Below are 15,499 nucleotides of genomic sequence, written 5' to 3' on the forward strand. Positions count from 1 at the left end.
GAAACTGCACGCGGTTTCCGCCCGCTTTCCCGTCCAGCCAATGGGTTCAATCGCGCGGCGCCCGCGGGGGCTACGAGGCTTCGGAAATCTCGATCGCCTCGTGCGCTTCCGCCGCCGCCTGTTCACGCAGGAACCGGCGGATCACCTTGCCCGACGTCGTCAGCGGCAGGCTGTCGACGAAGGCGATCTCGCGCGGATATTCATGCATCGACAGCCGGGTCTTCACCCATTCACGGATGGAGCTCGCAACACGATCGTCGCCGACGACGCCGGGTCTCAGCACCACATAGGCCTTGACGATCTCGGTCCTCACCGGATCCGGTTTTCCGACCGCGGCTGCGAGCTGGACGTCCGGATGGCCGGCCAGGCAATCCTCGATCTCGCCGGGACCGATGCGATAGCCCGACGAGGTGATGACGTCGTCGTCACGGCCAAAGAAGGTGAAGTAGCCCTCCTCGTCCATCACGCCCTGATCGCCGGTCGTCATCCAGTCGCCGATGAATTTCTTCTCGGTCGCCGCCTCGTTGCCCCAATAGCCGAGGAACATCACCGGGTCCGGCCGTTTCACCGCCACCTGTCCGACGCTGCCGGCCGGCAACTCGCGCCCCTCGCCGTCGATGATCGCCACGCGGTGACCGGGCGCTGCCTTGCCCATTGAGCCCGGCTTGACGACGCCAAGATCGGCAGCCGACGAGATGACGATGTTGCACTCGGTCTGGCCATAGAACTCGCTGACCTCGATCCCGAGCGCGGCCTTTGCCCACTCATAGGTTTCGCGACCAAGGGATTCACCGGCCGAGCCGATGGTTCTCAGATTAAGCCGATAGCGCTCGCGCGGGTTCTCGACCGCCTTCATCAGTCGAAGCGCCGTCGGCGGAATGAAGGCGTTGCGCACGTCCATTTCTTCCAGGATGCGAAAGGCCGTATGCGGATCGAATTTTTGGGCCGGCGACGACACGACCGGGACGCCATGCAGCAGCGACGGCAACAGCGCGTTGAGCAGCCCTCCCGCCCAGGCCCAGTCGGCCGGCGTCCACATGCGGTCACCCGGCTGCGGCAGGAAGTGATGGTGAAACTCGAAGCCCGGCAGATGGCCGAGCAGCACCCGGTGCCCGTGCAGTGCCCCCTTCGGCGGCCCTGTCGTGCCTGACGTATAGATCATCAAGGCCGGATCGTCGGGCCCGGTATCGGCCGCAACAAAGCCCGAAGGATCACCCGACGCCAAGTCCGAGAAGGCGATCGTGCCCGCCTGCGGCTGATCCTCCGCCAGCACCACAAGCCGCAAATCAGGCAGCCGTTCACGGATCGCCGCAATGCGTTCATAACCGAAGCTGTTGGTGACGACAGCTGCCACGCCGGCATCGCGCAGCCGGTACTCGAGCGCCTCGACGCCGAAGAGCAGCGCCAGCGGCAGAGCGATGGCACCGTGCTTGTAGATCGCCGCATGGGCGATCGCCGTTTCGAACCCCTGCGGCAGCAGGATCGCGACCCGCTCGCCGGGCACGACAGCCTCCCCCGCAAGCCCCTTGGCGAAGGCAGAGGATTGCCGCGCGAATGCACCATAGGTGAGCGACCGATGCGCACCGCCGGGATCAAAATGCTGGAGACAAACCCGCTCCGGCGCCCGCGCAGCCCAGGCGTCGCTGACGGCAACGCCGATATTGAACTTTTCCGGGATCTGCCAGCGGAAAGCGCGGTAGAGGTCGTCGTAGGTCTCTATTCTCGGTAACATGACGCTGCCATGACAGTTTTCTTGCTGCAGCGCACCTAACACCTTCGCAAGCGACAGTTCAATGACCGCGACGACACGGCTGCGTGAGCGTGCGCCACACTGGTCATCGCTTCAGCGCCGAACACCGCCCTTGCGTTTCAAGTCGGCGGCACTTCGGCGAGAAGAGCGCGGATATGGCCGAGAACGTGACGAAAACCGCCAATCCCGCCACCGCCTCGGGACAGAAACACCGCCCCCTGCCAGGCCGCCACAACGATGGCGGCCCGTGCGACCGCCTGCGCCGGCGTCCAACCCATCTCCTCCAGATTGCGTGCGAGCAGCCTTTCCATGTCCTTGAGGACAGCAGTCGCAAGGTCCCGCATCGCCGCCGTCGTCGCCAGGGGATCGATCATCGTCTGTCCAACCGGACAACCGATGATCTCCCCTTGTCCGGCGTAGAAGGTCTCAATCCGGAAAAACACCCGCTCGATCCGCTGCGACGGCGAGAGTTCCGGGTCTTCGAAGATCGGCAAAGTCTCGGTGCGGAAATGCATCACCACCTGTTCGAACAGCGCTTCGAACAGGGCGGCCTTGTTTGGAAAGTGGTGGGTGATCTTGCCGAGCGAGACGCCGAGGGCAGCCGTGATCTCCGAAAACGAGGACGCTGCATAGCCGCGAACGAAAACCAGCCGTCCAGCGGCCTGAAGGATTTCCTCCCGTGTACGAAGTCCCTTGTCGTAGCCCACGATCCTATCTCCCGGATACAACCGAGCGACGGAAGAACCAGAAGGTCCCGCCCGGCAGGAAGCTGAACAGCATCGCCTTGATCGCCCAACCGCGTGGCTGATCACGCAGCGCCAGCTCATTGATGACGGCCCAGACGTAGATGAGGAAGGCCATGCCATGCAAAGGGCCGAGCCAGCGTGTGACCTCGGCAAAGCCGAAGCCGTGCTTCAGCGGCACCCCGACGCAAACGAGCAGGAGCAAAGTCGTTCCCTCGGCGATCGCCGCAAAGCGCAGCAGGCGGGAGATAGGATTTCGGGTTTCGGGCTCGGACATGGTCAGGCTCACTTGATGATGGCGATGGAAATGATGGTGACGGTCAGTGCCAGGCCGGCAGCTTGCAGCATGCGGATGCGACCGGCCGACACCCGCCGGTCTGGGCGGCGAAGGGAAGACACCGTTGCGGCGATCGCGCCGTGCAGGCCTGTCATCGCCAGGACGCAGGCAAGCTTGACTTGAAACCAGGGCTCGCCGAGCAGCTCCGGCCCCCGCAGGAAAAACAGGGTGGCGCCCAACAAAAGCGTCGCGAGCATCGCCGGATTGATCACGGCGCGCAGGCCACGCTGTCCGATCACCCCCAAGGTTTCGGCACCGCCGCCTTCAGCAAGCGCCTGCCGTTGGCTGGCGAGCTGCGCGACGAGAAGGGCTTGCCCGCCGAGCCAGATGACGACCGAGACGACATGCGCCGCCTTGATCCAGAGGTAGTAGGGAAAGAGCAGATCCATCATCGGCAAATCCAAAACAAAAAGATCATTCTGTTTGTTGCCGAAATGGGTTCAAGAGTCACTGCGACAAATCGGCAGCGGAGCGCGTCCGTGAGACGACGTCGGCAGACATGAAAGATCTCAATGCCGCACAGTCCGTCGAAACGGACGTCGTTGCCTTGATGCAAGAGAATGTTGGATGGGTTGCAGTCTGGTGGTGCCCCATGCCGGGGTCGAACCAGCACTCCTTTCGGAACTCGATTTTGAGTCGAGCGCGTCTACCAATTCCGCCAATGGGGCTCAGGGAAGTGCGATATCAGCGGCTCGGATTTACACGAAGGATTTCGCCGTGGTCAACCATCATTTTCAGGATGCACGACCAACAATCACGAAAGCGTGCGGGCCGGTCGCAGCCGCCGCGATTTACAGCGCGTGCGATCCTGCCTAAGAAGGCGCCATCCAGTTTGCACTGCGGCATGCGTCGGTTTCGAGCTGCCGCCCGCGAGGTATAGATGATCGACGCCGCCACCCAATCCCGCCAGCATCTGCTGATCGCCGTTATCGTAACGCTCGGCATGGCGGCGACAGTCGGCGGGGCGCTCGGCTTCGAGCATGTCGGCGGCTATATCCCCTGCGCGCTCTGCCTGTTGCAGCGCGATCCCTACTACTACGGCATCCCGGTCGGCGTTCTGGCAATCGCCACGAGCGTGTTCAAACTGCCGGCGTGGACGACACGCACGCTGCTTCTCATCGTCGGCATCCTGATGCTGGTCGGCGCCGGGATGGGCGTCTACCATTCGGGCGCGGAGTGGGGTTTCTGGGAAGGCCCGTCGACCTGCGCCACGACCGCACAAGGGATTTCGTCCAATGTCGGCGACCTGCTCGGCGACCTCGATTCCAAGCATGGCCCGTCCTGCACCGAAGCCTCCTTGCGGGTGCTCGGGCTCTCCTTTGCCGGATGGAACGTGATCGCCAGCCTTATCCTCGCAGCGATCGCCCTGCGCGGTGCGGCAAAGGCGCGCTGACCCAGATCGCTCTTGGGAAACAGGCACGATGTGTCGTGACCGCCCCGACAAAGTTTCGCGAGCGCACGCACCTGTCCTGACCCCGCTTTTGCGGCCTGATCCGGCAAGAAGGCACGAACAGCGTCAGGGCTGCAGTTCGACGTCCCAGTAGAGATAGTCCATCCAGCTTTCATGCAGATGGTTCGGCGGGAAGAGCCGGCCGTTGTTGTGCAGATCCTGAACCGTCGGCTGATAGGGCCGCTGGTGCGGGAACATGCCGGCCTGCTTCGGCAGCTTGCTGCCCTTGCGCAGATTGCAGGGCGAGCAGGCTGCGACGACATTGTCCCAGGTCGTCTGGCCGCCGTGAGCGCGGGGCACCACGTGATCGAAGGTGAGATCGTCGGGCGAACCGCAATACTGGCATTCGAATTTGTCGCGCAGGAACACGTTGAACCGGGTGAAGGCCGGGTGGCGTGAGGGCTGCACGTAGCTCTTGAGGCAAACAACGCTCGGCAGTCGCATCGAGAAACTCGGAGACGACACCGAATGTTCGTACTCGGCAAGGATATTTACACGGTCAAGGAAGACGGCCTTGATCGCGTCCTGCCAGGACCAAAGCGACAAGGGGTAGTAACTCAGCGGCCTATAGTCAGCGTTCAAGACGAGCGCCGGCAAGGCCTGTGGTGAGACTGCAATCGTCAAGCGTATTCTCCTGATCGATTCGGCATCTGCACCTTCTATATTAGGCCCGTTGCAACAGGATTGTGAAGCCGGAAACAAAAATGCGTGCGCTGGATTCGCTTTTTCCTTCAAGGTGTCACAGGAACAGCATCACGACGCATTTCCTGTGAGTAATAGGCCCAGAAGAGGCGTGCCGCGACGCTGCGCCAGGGCGACCAGGAAGCGGCGAGCGAATCAATTTCGCGTGCGCTCGGGCGCAGTTCGAGGCCCAGTCCGTGGCCGATCGCGTTTTGCAGCGCGACGTCGCCGGAGGGAAAGACATCCGGGTGGCCGGCGCAGAAGAGCAGATAGACTTCAGCCGTCCAGCGCCCCACCCCCTTGATCGCCGTCAACTCCCGGATCGCCTCCGATCCGTCGATGTTGCAGATCGCGTCGAGATCGATCTGACCACCGACGACCACTTCGGCCACGCGCCTCAGCGCCTCTGCCTTCGCCCGCGACAGCCCGATCGCCCGGCAATCCTCGTCGCTCAGCGAATTGACGCCCGCGGCCGTCACCTCGCCGAGCTTCTCCTCCATGCGCCGCCAGATCGCGGCCGCACTGGCCTTCGAGACCATTTGCGAGACGATGATGCTGGCAAGGCCACGATAGCCGGGATCGGTGCGCCGGAGCGGCACGGGGCCGGCTCTGGCAACGACGTGCCCGAGGCGCGCATCGAGCATCACCAGGCCCGAAAGCCCGGCCTCGATGTCCTCATGTGTCCGGATGATCCGCATGACGCCTCCACAAAGCGGATGATTTTTATACCCCTTCCATGGCAAAGGGAAAGCATGCCTGACACGCCACCCGTTTTCCGCTTTGCCCCCAGCCCCAATGGCCTGCTTCATCTCGGCCACGCGCTTTCCGCGGTCCTGAACCACGACATGGCGAAGGCCGCAAACGGACGGTTCCTGCTGCGCATCGAGGATATCGACCGGACCCGCTGCCGCCCCGAATTCGAGGCGGCGATCTTCGAAGACCTCGCCTGGCTGGGCCTCGACTGGGAGCGCCCGGCGCGCCGCCAGTCGGAGCATCTCGACGCCTATGCGTCGGCATTGGCGCGGCTCGATGCGCTCGGCGTCGTCTATCCCGCAAACATGACGCGCGGCGAGATCAAGACGGCGGTCGCCGCCGCCGAAGAAGGAGGCGGGCCCTGGCCGCGCGATCCGGACGGAAGCCCAGTCTACCCGGGTCGCGAACGTGAGCTTAAGGCTCGCGACCGCGCCGGCCTGCTGTCGAGCGGCAAGGCCTATGCGTGGCGGCTCGACATGGAAAAGGCCGTCGCCCTCATCGGAGATACCCGCCTGACCTGGAGCGAAAGCGGCAGCGGCCCCGAAGGCCAGACCGGCACGATCATCGCCGATCCCGGCGCCTGGGGCGACGTGATCCTGTCGCGCTCCGATGCGCCGTCGAGCTATCATCTCTCCGTCGTCGTCGACGACGCGCTGCAGGGCATCACCCATGTGGTGCGCGGCCGCGACCTCTATCACGCGACATCCGTTCACCGGCTGCTGCAGCGGCTTCTCGATCTGCCGGAGCCGCTCTATCACCATCATCGGCTGCTCCTTGGCCCAGACGGGCGCAAGCTGTCGAAGAGCAACCAGGATACCGGCATCGCAGCCTTCCGTGCTGCCGGCCGCACGCCTGAAGACGTCCGTGCGCTAATCGGCTAGGTCCTGCTCCTCGCGAGCGGTATCCCCACCATTGCGCAGCTGGAAGCTGCGCCGCACCATGCGCTTGACCCTGTATTTGAGGATCGCGGCATTGATCTCGGCGCCGATGATGAAGATCGCTGCGATCATGTAGAGAAACACCAGCACGATCATGATCGACGCCAGACCTGCATAGGTCGAGACATAGGTGGCGAAGGTCGCGAGGTAGGAAGCAAAGGCATAGGCGCCGATCGTCCAGCAGACAAGCGTCAGCACGATGCCCGGCAGCACGTCGATCACCTTGCGGTGGCCGTCCGGCAGCCAGAGATGCGACACCAGCAGACCGGTGGTCAGCACGACGAGTGCGAGCGGCAAGCTCCAATTGTCGACAGTCGCAAGCACATCAGCAAGCCAGGGGAGCCACTGTCCGGCATACCGCACCGCCAACGGCACGGCGACGAGCAGGATGCTGAGTGCGGCCAGAATCAGGACGCCGGCCAGCACGAAACCCAGGCTCGCAAGCCGGGTGACGTACCAGTAGCGGCTCTCGGTGACGCGATAGGCGCGGTTGAGCGAGACGCGCAGCGCCTCGACGCCGTTGGAGGCGAAATAGGCGGCGGCCAGCACCGAAACGGTCAAGAGCCCGCCGCGCGGGATGGTCAGCACCCGCACGATTTCGTCGGCGATGGGCTTGGCGATCGATTCCGGCCAGGCATCGAAAATCAGATGCACCGCCGTTTCGGCAAATTGGTCGGCCCCGAGAAAGCTGCCGAGCGCCGTGCCGAAAATCAGGAAGGGAAACACGGCGAGCAGCGACGACAGCGCCACATGGCTCGCCATCGCCCAACCGTCGTCGAGGCTGAAGTGCCAGAGCGCATCGAAAACGACTTTCCAGGTGATGCGTATAAACGCTGGCATTCCATTCCAATCCTACGAGGCGCCGGGACTACCCGATCAGTACGTCCGTCTCGGCGCCGTTTCCTTGGCTTCGCATGACCCCAACGGCGACAACGCTGGCGGGTTCCGGCTTGCGCAATTCAATTGTATCCCGCCGATGAATATGGGAAACCGAGGCAGGATTTCTACAGGATTCGACCGGATGACGGATCGCCCCACAATCATTGTCACCGGATGCTCCTCCGGAATCGGCGCCCATTGCGTACGCGCACTTCACGCCGACGGCTGGCGGGTCTTTGCGACCGTGCGGCGGGAAGAGGACCGGCAATCGCTTGAAAGCGAGGGCATCGAGACCTTTCTGATGGACTATACCAAGCCGGAGAGTATCGCTGCCCTGGCCGATACGGTGCTGGCCCTTTCCGGCGGGCGCATCGATGCGCTGTTCAACAACGGCGCCTATGGCCAGGCGGGTGCGGTCGAGGATCTGCCGACCGAGGCGCTGAGGCTCCAGCTCGAAACCAACGTGATTGGCTGGCACGACCTGACGCGGCGGGTGATCCCGGCGATGCGGGCGCGCGGCAGCGGCCGCATCGTGCAGTGCTCCTCCATCCTCGGCATCGTGCCCTATCGCTGGCGCGGCGCCTACAACGCCTCCAAGTTTGCGATCGAGGGCCTGTCGCTGACCCTCAAGATGGAACTGGCCGGCAGCGGTATCGAGGTGAGCCTGATCGAGCCCGGGCCGATCACCTCGAAATTCACCGCCAATGCCGTCACCTATATCGAGCGCTTCATCGACCTCAAGAATTCGGTGCATCGCGTCGAATACGAACGGCAGATGCGACGCCTGAAAGGCGAGAGCAAACCCGCGGCCGGAAAGCTTGGCCCGGAGGCGGTTTATGCGGTTTTGAAGCACGCGCTGACAGCAAAGAAACCGAAACCGCACTATATTGTAACAAGGCCCGCCAGACAGGGCGCGCTTCTGAAGAAGCTTCTGCCGGCGGCACTGTTTTATCGCATCATCGGCCGACTTGGCTGACGCAAGAATTGCAAGGAAGAGTTCGATGTCCAGCTTCTTTACCGGCCTGACCCTGTTCGTCATGGGCCTGGTCGTGATCGTCTTGATCCGCGGCCTCGTGAACATGGCAAAGGGCGGCAGTGGCAACACGTCCAACAAGCTGATGCAGGCGCGCGTTCTGCTGCAGGCGATCGCGATCGCCCTGATCATGCTCACGCTCTGGATCACCGGCGGCGGCCGCCCGACCTGACGCAATCTTGAACGGACAGCCGTTCCACACCGTTCCTGATATTGCGCGAGAGGACTGCGTCCACCCATGGTGAAGCTCAACAAGATTTACACCCGGACGGGTGACAACGGCACCACCGGGCTCGTCTCCGGGCCGCGCCGTCTGAAAAGCGACCTGCGCGTCGATGCCTATGGCGCAGTGGACGAAACCAACGCCTTTGTCGGCCTGGCGCGGCAGCATACGGCCGGCAACGTCGACCTCGATGCCGCGCTGATGCGGATCCAGAACGATCTCTTCGATCTCGGCGCGGATCTCGCGACACCCGACACCGGCGAGCCGCCGCAATACGAACCGCTGCGCATCGTCGCAGCACAGGTGACCTGGCTCGAAACCGAGATCGACCGGCTGAATGCCGAGCTCGATCCCTTGCGCTCCTTCGTGCTTCCGGCCGGCAGCCCCGCCTCTGCAGCCCTCCATGTCGCCCGCACGGTCGCACGCCGTGCGGAACGCCAGGTGGTGGCGCTTGCCCAGATCGAAGGCGAAATCGTCAGCACGGAAGCCATCGCCTATATCAACCGCCTGTCGGATTTCCTGTTCGTCGCGGCCCGCTTTGCAAATGACAAAGGTCAAGCCGACGTTCTTTGGATTCCCGGGAAAAACAGATAACGTCCGCTTGCGCATCGTCGCCCGATCGAGATTCGGCGGGAGAAACGGGCCGTAACCTGTGCTTCGGGAGACCGCATGTTCATTCCGCTTCACGATACGAACACCCTGAAGCACATCAAGGTCCAGTACGTCACGATCAGCCTGATCGTGATCAACGTCGTCGTCTGGCTGATCACCGGTCCGATTGCCTCCGAGCAGTTCGCCAATGCAGCACTGCTCGGCTTCGGCTATATCCCGGCGCTCATCTTCGACTACGCCCAGCTTGATCCCTCGCTGGTCGTCGTCCCCGACGGCTTCACTTTCGTCACCTATTCCTTCCTGCATGGCGATTTCATGCATCTCGCCATGAACATGCTGTTCCTCTGGGTGTTCGGCGACAATGTCGAGGATGCCCTCGGGCACTTCCGCTACCTCGTCTTCTACCTGCTCTGCGCCGCTGCAGGCGCACTGGCGCATGGGCTGCTCGACCCGGCCTCCGAGGCCCCGCTGATCGGAGCATCGGGGGCGATCTCCGGCATTGTTGCCGCCTATTTCCTCCTGCACCCGAAGGTGCGCGTCTGGGTGCTGGTGTTTTTCCGCATCCCGCTGCCGCTGCCCGCCGTCATCCCGCTCGCCTTCTGGATCGGCCAGCAGTTCTTCATGCTGGTCGTCGATCCCGGCAGTGGCGTTTCCTGGAGCGCCCATGTCGGCGGCATCATCGCGGGGTTGGTTCTGGTGGTCATTTTGCGACGCCGCGATGTGCCGCTGTTCGACCGCACGATCGTCACCCCCCGCGCCGTCCGGCACAAGGCCGAACCGGTCACCGCAAGCCAACCGCCCTCGCCAGATGCGACAAGACCGCCCGTTCCCTGGGGACGCCAGACCGGATCCTGACACCGGCAATCGCCAGCCTTCAACGAGGATGATCCATTATTTCAATGGCTTGCCTGGACGCTGCCCGGCCCTCCCGGAACAGGGCTGCATCAGGCCTCGAGCCACTTGCCATCGACTATTCTTACGTGTACGTAAACGTAATTCCAATTCTCGGGATTATATCGATTTAGCGTCATGCACAGCGATTGTAATTGGAGAAAAAACGCGTATCGATGTCGCCAACCGACAATCAGGCGGCTCCGTTAAGGCGCATTTTCCTGCGAAAGCTCTTGGAGGGAAGAATCCATGAAAATACTTGTGACGGTGAAGCGGGTCGTTGACTACAACGTCAAGATCCGCGTGAAGGCAGACGGTTCGGGCGTCGAACTTGCGAACGTGAAGATGTCGATGAACCCCTTCGACGAAATCTCGGTCGAAGAAGCGCTGCGGCTGAAGGAAGCCGGCAAGGCTGAGGAAGTCGTCGTCGTATCCGTCGGTCCGGCCAAGGCCGAAGAGACGCTGCGCACCGCGCTCGCCATGGGCGCCGACCGCGCCATCCTGGTTGAGACCGAAGACCAGGTCGAACCGCTCGCCGTTGCCAAGATCGTCAAGGGCGTTGCAGACGCCGAACAGCCGGGCCTGATCATCGTCGGCAAGCAGGCGATTGATGATGACAGCAACCAGACCGGCCAGATGCTGTCGGCTCTCTTGGGCTGGGCCCAGGGCACCTTTGCCTCCAAGGTCGAGATCGGCGACGGCAAGGCGACCGTGACGCGCGAAGTCGACGGCGGTCTGCAGACCATCGACATCAAGCTGCCGGCGGTCGTCACCACCGACCTGCGCTTGAACGAGCCGCGCTACGCATCGCTGCCGAACATCATGAAGGCGAAGAAGAAGCCGCTCGACAAGAAGTCGCCTGCCGACTTCGGCGTCGACACGTCAGCCCGCCTCAAGGTGCTGAAGACCGAGGAGCCGTCGGGCCGCAAGGCTGGCATTAAGGTCAAGTCGGTCGCCGAACTCGTCGAAAAGCTCAAGACCGAAGCCGGCGTACTTTAAGTTCAGGAAAGGGAGACATCATCATGGCCATTCTTCTTCTGGCTGATCACGACAGCAACCACCTTTCCGACCAGACCGCCAAGGCGCTGAGCGCTGCTTCCAAGATCGGCGGCGACGTGCACATCCTCGTTGCCGGCGCCGGCGCCAAGGCTGCGGCCGAACAGGCCTCCAAGCTTGCGGGCGTTGCCAAGGTGCTCGTCGCAGACGACGCCTCGCTGGCCAACAATCTCGCAGAGCCGCTCGCGGCCCTGATCGTCTCGCTCGCCGGCAACTACGACACGATCGTTGCCGCCGCCACCTCGGTCGGCAAGAACGTCATGCCGCGCGTCGCAGCCCTGCTCGACGTCAGCCAGGTCTCCGAAATCATCGAAGTTGTCTCTTCTGACACCTTCAAGCGCCCGATCTATGCCGGCAACGCCATCCAGACCGTGCAGACGACGGAAGCCAAGCGCGTCATCACCGTGCGCACCGCCTCCTTCGCCTCGGCCGCTGAGGGCGGTTCGGCTGCGATCGAGAGCGTTTCGGCTGCCGCCAACCCCGGCGTTTCCTCCTTCGTCGCCGACGCCCTGTCGTCGTCCGATCGTCCGGAGCTCACCTCTGCCAAGATCATCATCTCCGGCGGCCGTGCGCTCGGCTCGTCCGAGAAGTTCCAGGAAGTGATCCTGCCGGTTGCCGACAAGCTCGGTGCTGCCGTCGGCGCTTCGCGCGCTGCGGTCGACGCTGGTTACGCGCCCAACGACTGGCAGGTCGGCCAGACCGGCAAGGTCGTCGCGCCTGATCTCTACATCGCCTGCGGCATTTCCGGTGCCATCCAGCACCTCGCCGGCATGAAGGACAGCAAGGTCATCGTCGCGATCAACAAGGACGAAGAGGCGCCGATCTTCCAGGTCGCAGACTACGGCCTGGTTGCTGATCTTTTCGACGCTCTGCCGGAGTTGCAGAAGGCGCTGTAAGTCCAAATCGATGCCACCCGCCGCACCCGTGAAAAGGGCTGGCAAAAGCGGGGACTTGGCATTAACAATCTACCGGGCCGGCCAAACCGGCCCGGTTTGCATGTCTGACGGCGGCCTCGCCGCCAAGCTTTGAAGATGGATGTTCGCTGCGATGATCAAGACGGTCGGAATTATTGGTGCCGGGCAAATGGGCTGTGGCATCGCACATGTTTCGGCAATCGCCGGATACAAGGTACAGATCTATGATCTGGCCGCCGAGCGGATCGAAGCAGGCCTTGCCACCGTCAACGGCAACCTTGCCCGTCAGGTCTCCTCCGGCAAGATGACCGACGAGGCCCGCAAGGCGGCACTTGCCCTGATCAAGGGCTCTTCCGACATCAACGACCTGTCGCAGGCTGATCTGGTGATCGAAGCCGTCACCGAAGACGAAACGATCAAGCGCAAGATCTATGGCCAGGTTTGTCCGATCCTGAAGCCGGAAGCGATTCTCGCGACGAATACCTCGTCGCTGTCGATCACCCGCCTCGCCTCCGCCACCGATCGCCCCGAGCACTTCATGGGCATCCACTTCATGAACCCGGTTCCGGTCATGAAGCTGGTCGAGCTCGTGCGCGGCATCGCCACCGACGAGCAGACCTTCAAGACCGCCAAGGAATTCGTCGCGACGCTCGACAAGACCGTGACGGTCGCCGAAGACTTCCCGGCCTTCATCGTCAACCGCATCCTTTTGCCGATGATCAACGAAGCGATCTACACGCTGTACGAAGGCGTCGGCAGCGTCGAGGCGATCGACACCGCCATGAAGCTTGGCGCCAACCATCCGATGGGCCCGCTCCAGCTTGCCGACTTCATCGGCCTCGATACCTGCCTGTCGATCATGCAGGTGCTCTATGACGGCCTCGCAGACTCGAAGTACCGCCCCTGCCCGCTGCTGGTAAAATATGTCGAAGCCGGCTGGCTCGGCCGCAAGTCCGGGCGCGGCTTCTACGACTATCGCGGCGAAGTGCCGGTTCCCACCCGCTAATTCGGTCAGCATCTGACAAGGAAAACCCGGCGATCCGCCGGGTTTTTCTTTGCTCAAATCCTGTCCCGTTCAGCTTCCCGCAGCCGGGGCAAGCGCAGCGCTGATCAGCGCCTTGGCATCGTCGCTGTCCCAGGCGGCCGGGCCGTTCATCGAGCCGATCAGGCAGCCCTTGTCGTCGAGCAGCAGGGTCGCCGGCAGGCCGAAGGCCAGGCCTTCCTTCTTCATGTTGTTGAACACGCCCATGGAAGCGTCGCGGTAATAGCCAAGCGCGTGTACGGCGGTCTCGTCGAGGAAAGCCTTCGGCTTCTCGTCGTCGCCGACATCGATGTTGATCGCCACCACTTCGAACTTGTCGCTGCCGAGCGACTTCTGCAGGGCGTTCAAGGCCGGCATTTCTTCGCGGCAGGGCACACACCAGGTGGCCCAGAGATTGACGAGCAGCGTCTTGCCGGCGAAGGCCGAGACATTGGTCGGCTTGCCGTCCGGGCCGTTGAAGTCGAGCGCGATCGGCCGCGGTGCCGACGCCGGCGACATCGCGGCGACCTGCCCCTTCATGAAGGGCGTCAGCGCGGCGACCTTGGCCGAGGTCAGCGGGCAGCTGGCTGCAGCCGTTTCGGCCGTCTCGCCATTGCCAGACCCGGTCTCCTTCACGTATACCGCTGCCGCACCGACGATCACGCCGAACAGGGCGGCGAGCGCGAACAGTTTCACGGCCGGGGGGGATTTCTTCTGGTCGGGCATTTCATTCTCCAAGGCGGGCATTCTTCATGACTGACGGCAATTCCGAGACGAAATCCTCCAACCAGATGTGGGGCGGTCGCTTTGCCTCGGGTCCGGACGCGATCATGGAGGAAATAAATGCCTCGATCGGCTTCGACAAGAAGCTCTATGCCCAGGACATCCGCGGCTCAATAGCGCATGCGACGATGCTGGCGCATCAAGGCATCATTTCGACTGAGGACAAAGACAAGATCGTTCACGGCCTGAACACGATCCTGTCAGAGATCGAAAGCGGTGCGTTCGAGTTTTCGCGCCGCCTCGAAGACATCCACATGAACATCGAAGCCCGGCTCGCGACCCTCATCGGTCCGGCGGCCGGCCGCCTGCACACCGCCCGCTCGCGCAACGACCAGGTGGCGCTCGACTTCCGCCTCTGGGTCAAGGAAGAGCTGCAGCGGACCGAGAAGGCGCTGACGGCGCTGATCGCCGCCTTCCTCGACCGCGCCGAGGAACATGCCGATACCGTCATGCCCGGCTTCACCCACCTGCAGACCGCACAGCCCGTTACCTTCGGCCATCATTGCATGGCCTATGTCGAGATGTTCGGCCGCGACCGCTCGCGCGTGCGCCACGCCATCGAGCACATGGACGAAAGCCCGATCGGCGCCGCAGCCCTTGCCGGCACCGGCTTCCCGATCGACCGGCACATGACCGCCAAGGCGCTCGGCTTTGCCGGCCCGACCCGCAACTCGATCGACACGGTATCTGACCGCGACTTCGCGCTCGAATTCCTGTCGATGGCCTCGATCACCGCCACGCACCTGTCGCGCCTTGCCGAAGAGATCGTCATCTGGTCGACGCCGCAGTTTGGCTTCATCCGCCTCTCGGATGCGTTTTCGACCGGTTCCTCGATCATGCCGCAGAAGAAGAACCCGGATGCAGCCGAACTGGTGCGCGCCAAGACCGGCCGCATCAACGGCTCGTTGGTCGCGCTGCTCACGGTCATGAAGGGCCTGCCGCTCGCCTATTCCAAGGACATGCAGGAAGACAAGGAACAGGTCTTCGACGCTGCCGAAAGCCTCGAACTGGCGATCGCCGCCATGACCGGCATGGTGCGTGACGTGACCATCCGCACCGACCGCATGAAGGCGGCCGCCGGGTCCGGCTATTCGACCGCGACCGACCTTGCCGACTGGCTGGTGCGTGAAGCGGGCCTCCCCTTCCGCGACGCCCACCATGTCACCGGCCGCGCCGTGGCGCTTGCCGAACAGAAGAGCTGCGATCTCGCGGATCTTTCGCTTGCCGACCTGCAGTCCATCCATGCCGACATCACCGACAAGGTCTTCGATGTCCTGACGGTCGAAGCCTCCGTGGCCAGCCGGACCTCCTTTGGCGGCACCGCGCCGAACGAGGTCCGCAAGCAGATCGCCTGGTGGCGCGCCCGCAACTAAGGCATCCGCGCCAAGCCCGCTGCGGGCGGTTCCTCGCCCGCAGAAACAGGGTGCACAAGTGC

18 protein-coding genes and 1 tRNA gene are annotated in these 15,499 nt (G+C 63.1%); 10 read left to right on the forward strand and 9 right to left on the reverse strand.

Going from position 1 to position 15,499, the window contains the following annotated elements:
- Positions 1 to 70: 70 nt before the first annotated feature.
- From L981_RS25635 to L981_RS25655, 5 genes are all read right to left on the reverse strand, one after another.
- Positions 71 to 1,732, reverse strand: a complete 1,662-nt coding sequence (locus L981_RS25635) for an AMP-binding protein (protein ID WP_043623020.1) — start codon at positions 1,730 to 1,732, stop codon at positions 71 to 73.
- Between the two features lie 137 nt (positions 1,733 to 1,869).
- Positions 1,870 to 2,457, reverse strand: a complete 588-nt coding sequence (locus tag L981_RS25640) for a TetR/AcrR family transcriptional regulator (RefSeq protein WP_043623022.1) — start codon at positions 2,455 to 2,457, stop codon at positions 1,870 to 1,872.
- 4 nt (positions 2,458 to 2,461) lie between these two features.
- Entirely contained in the window at positions 2,462 to 2,770 is a 309-nt protein-coding gene (locus tag L981_RS25645) for a DUF3817 domain-containing protein (protein ID WP_043623026.1), read from the reverse strand.
- 8 nt (positions 2,771 to 2,778) lie between these two features.
- Positions 2,779 to 3,222, reverse strand: a complete 444-nt coding sequence (locus L981_RS25650; protein ID WP_052202017.1) for a CopD family protein — start codon at positions 3,220 to 3,222, stop codon at positions 2,779 to 2,781.
- A 191-nt stretch (positions 3,223 to 3,413) separates the two neighbouring features.
- Positions 3,414 to 3,498: transfer RNA gene (locus L981_RS25655), tRNA-Leu, on the reverse strand.
- Positions 3,499 to 3,710: 212 nt separating this feature from the next.
- On the opposite strand from L981_RS25655, the gene L981_RS25660 reads away from it, so the two are divergent.
- Positions 3,711 to 4,223, forward strand: coding sequence for a disulfide bond formation protein B (locus L981_RS25660; protein WP_043623028.1), 513 nt, complete (start codon positions 3,711 to 3,713; stop codon positions 4,221 to 4,223).
- A gap of 123 nt (positions 4,224 to 4,346) precedes the next feature.
- Here L981_RS25660 and L981_RS25665 read toward each other — a convergent pair whose 3' ends face one another.
- Together L981_RS25665 and L981_RS25670 are read right to left on the reverse strand one after the other, a co-directional pair.
- Positions 4,347 to 4,904, reverse strand: coding sequence for an HNH endonuclease (locus L981_RS25665; protein ID WP_043623031.1), 558 nt, complete (start codon positions 4,902 to 4,904; stop codon positions 4,347 to 4,349).
- A 107-nt stretch (positions 4,905 to 5,011) separates the two neighbouring features.
- A complete protein-coding gene (locus L981_RS25670; RefSeq protein ID WP_043623033.1) occupies positions 5,012 to 5,659 on the reverse strand; it encodes a DNA-3-methyladenine glycosylase in 648 nt (215 codons plus the stop codon).
- A 54-nt stretch (positions 5,660 to 5,713) separates the two neighbouring features.
- Between L981_RS25670 and gluQRS the strand changes: the two genes are divergently transcribed.
- On the forward strand, positions 5,714 to 6,595 hold the full coding sequence (gluQRS, locus tag L981_RS25675; RefSeq protein WP_043623036.1) for a tRNA glutamyl-Q(34) synthetase GluQRS: 882 nt from the start codon (positions 5,714 to 5,716) through the stop codon (positions 6,593 to 6,595).
- Here gluQRS and L981_RS25680 read toward each other — a convergent pair.
- Positions 6,584 to 7,492: a YihY/virulence factor BrkB family protein gene (locus tag L981_RS25680; RefSeq protein ID WP_043623038.1), complete on the reverse strand. Its 909-nt coding sequence runs from the start codon at positions 7,490 to 7,492 to the stop codon at positions 6,584 to 6,586. The genes gluQRS and L981_RS25680 overlap by 12 nt on opposite strands.
- 181 nt (positions 7,493 to 7,673) lie before the next feature.
- Here L981_RS25680 and L981_RS25685 point away from each other — a divergent pair, with 181 nt between their 5' ends.
- The 7 genes from L981_RS25685 (at position 7,674) to L981_RS25715 (ending at position 13,266) form a co-directional block, all read left to right on the forward strand.
- Entirely contained in the window at positions 7,674 to 8,507 is an 834-nt protein-coding gene (locus L981_RS25685) for an SDR family oxidoreductase (RefSeq protein ID WP_043623041.1), read from the forward strand.
- Between the two features lie 25 nt (positions 8,508 to 8,532).
- Positions 8,533 to 8,736, forward strand: a complete 204-nt coding sequence (locus tag L981_RS25690; RefSeq protein ID WP_043623043.1) for a twin transmembrane helix small protein — start codon at positions 8,533 to 8,535, stop codon at positions 8,734 to 8,736.
- Positions 8,737 to 8,802: 66 nt separating this feature from the next.
- Positions 8,803 to 9,381, forward strand: coding sequence for a cob(I)yrinic acid a,c-diamide adenosyltransferase (locus L981_RS25695; RefSeq protein WP_043623046.1), 579 nt, complete (start codon positions 8,803 to 8,805; stop codon positions 9,379 to 9,381).
- A gap of 75 nt (positions 9,382 to 9,456) precedes the next feature.
- Positions 9,457 to 10,254, forward strand: coding sequence for a rhomboid family intramembrane serine protease (locus L981_RS25700; protein WP_043623049.1), 798 nt, complete (start codon positions 9,457 to 9,459; stop codon positions 10,252 to 10,254).
- Positions 10,255 to 10,539: 285 nt separating this feature from the next.
- Entirely contained in the window at positions 10,540 to 11,289 is a 750-nt protein-coding gene (locus L981_RS25705; RefSeq protein ID WP_043623052.1) for an electron transfer flavoprotein subunit beta/FixA family protein, read from the forward strand.
- Between the two features lie 23 nt (positions 11,290 to 11,312).
- Positions 11,313 to 12,242: an electron transfer flavoprotein subunit alpha/FixB family protein gene (locus L981_RS25710; protein ID WP_043623055.1), complete on the forward strand. Its 930-nt coding sequence runs from the start codon at positions 11,313 to 11,315 to the stop codon at positions 12,240 to 12,242.
- A 151-nt stretch (positions 12,243 to 12,393) separates the two neighbouring features.
- On the forward strand, positions 12,394 to 13,266 hold the full coding sequence (locus L981_RS25715) for a 3-hydroxybutyryl-CoA dehydrogenase (protein WP_034806743.1): 873 nt from the start codon (positions 12,394 to 12,396) through the stop codon (positions 13,264 to 13,266).
- Positions 13,267 to 13,335: 69 nt separating this feature from the next.
- Here the strand turns inward: L981_RS25715 and L981_RS25720 are convergent, their stop codons facing one another.
- A complete protein-coding gene (locus L981_RS25720) occupies positions 13,336 to 14,007 on the reverse strand; it encodes a TlpA disulfide reductase family protein (RefSeq protein ID WP_043623058.1) in 672 nt (223 codons plus the stop codon).
- Positions 14,008 to 14,033: 26 nt separating this feature from the next.
- On the opposite strand from L981_RS25720, the gene argH reads away from it, so the two are divergent.
- Positions 14,034 to 15,437: an argininosuccinate lyase gene (argH, locus tag L981_RS25725; protein WP_043623061.1), complete on the forward strand. Its 1,404-nt coding sequence runs from the start codon at positions 14,034 to 14,036 to the stop codon at positions 15,435 to 15,437.
- Positions 15,438 to 15,499 lie beyond the last annotated feature (62 nt).

This window comes from Ensifer sp. ZNC0028 (assembly GCF_000799055.1).
In the GTDB taxonomy this organism is placed as follows: domain Bacteria; phylum Pseudomonadota; class Alphaproteobacteria; order Rhizobiales; family Rhizobiaceae; genus Ensifer.

Coding starts and splice junctions, on each gene's coding strand:
- L981_RS25635 (WP_043623020.1), bottom strand. CDS start 1,732: ATGTTACCGAGAATAGAGACCTACGACGACCTCTACCGCGCTTTCCGC.
- L981_RS25645 (WP_043623026.1), bottom strand. CDS start 2,770: ATGTCCGAGCCCGAAACCCGAAATCCTATCTCCCGCCTGCTGCGCTTT.
- L981_RS25650 (WP_052202017.1), bottom strand. CDS start 3,222: ATGATGGATCTGCTCTTTCCCTACTACCTCTGGATCAAGGCGGCGCAT.
- L981_RS25660 (WP_043623028.1), top strand. CDS start 3,711: ATGATCGACGCCGCCACCCAATCCCGCCAGCATCTGCTGATCGCCGTT.
- L981_RS25670 (WP_043623033.1), bottom strand. CDS start 5,659: ATGCGGATCATCCGGACACATGAGGACATCGAGGCCGGGCTTTCGGGC.
- gluQRS (WP_043623036.1), top strand. CDS start 5,714: ATGCCTGACACGCCACCCGTTTTCCGCTTTGCCCCCAGCCCCAATGGC.
- L981_RS25680 (WP_043623038.1), bottom strand. CDS start 7,492: ATGCCAGCGTTTATACGCATCACCTGGAAAGTCGTTTTCGATGCGCTC.
- L981_RS25685 (WP_043623041.1), top strand. CDS start 7,674: ATGACGGATCGCCCCACAATCATTGTCACCGGATGCTCCTCCGGAATC.
- L981_RS25690 (WP_043623043.1), top strand. CDS start 8,533: ATGTCCAGCTTCTTTACCGGCCTGACCCTGTTCGTCATGGGCCTGGTC.
- L981_RS25695 (WP_043623046.1), top strand. CDS start 8,803: ATGGTGAAGCTCAACAAGATTTACACCCGGACGGGTGACAACGGCACC.
- L981_RS25700 (WP_043623049.1), top strand. CDS start 9,457: ATGTTCATTCCGCTTCACGATACGAACACCCTGAAGCACATCAAGGTC.
- L981_RS25705 (WP_043623052.1), top strand. CDS start 10,540: ATGAAAATACTTGTGACGGTGAAGCGGGTCGTTGACTACAACGTCAAG.
- L981_RS25710 (WP_043623055.1), top strand. CDS start 11,313: ATGGCCATTCTTCTTCTGGCTGATCACGACAGCAACCACCTTTCCGAC.
- L981_RS25715 (WP_034806743.1), top strand. CDS start 12,394: ATGATCAAGACGGTCGGAATTATTGGTGCCGGGCAAATGGGCTGTGGC.
- L981_RS25720 (WP_043623058.1), bottom strand. CDS start 14,007: ATGCCCGACCAGAAGAAATCCCCCCCGGCCGTGAAACTGTTCGCGCTC.
- argH (WP_043623061.1), top strand. CDS start 14,034: ATGACTGACGGCAATTCCGAGACGAAATCCTCCAACCAGATGTGGGGC.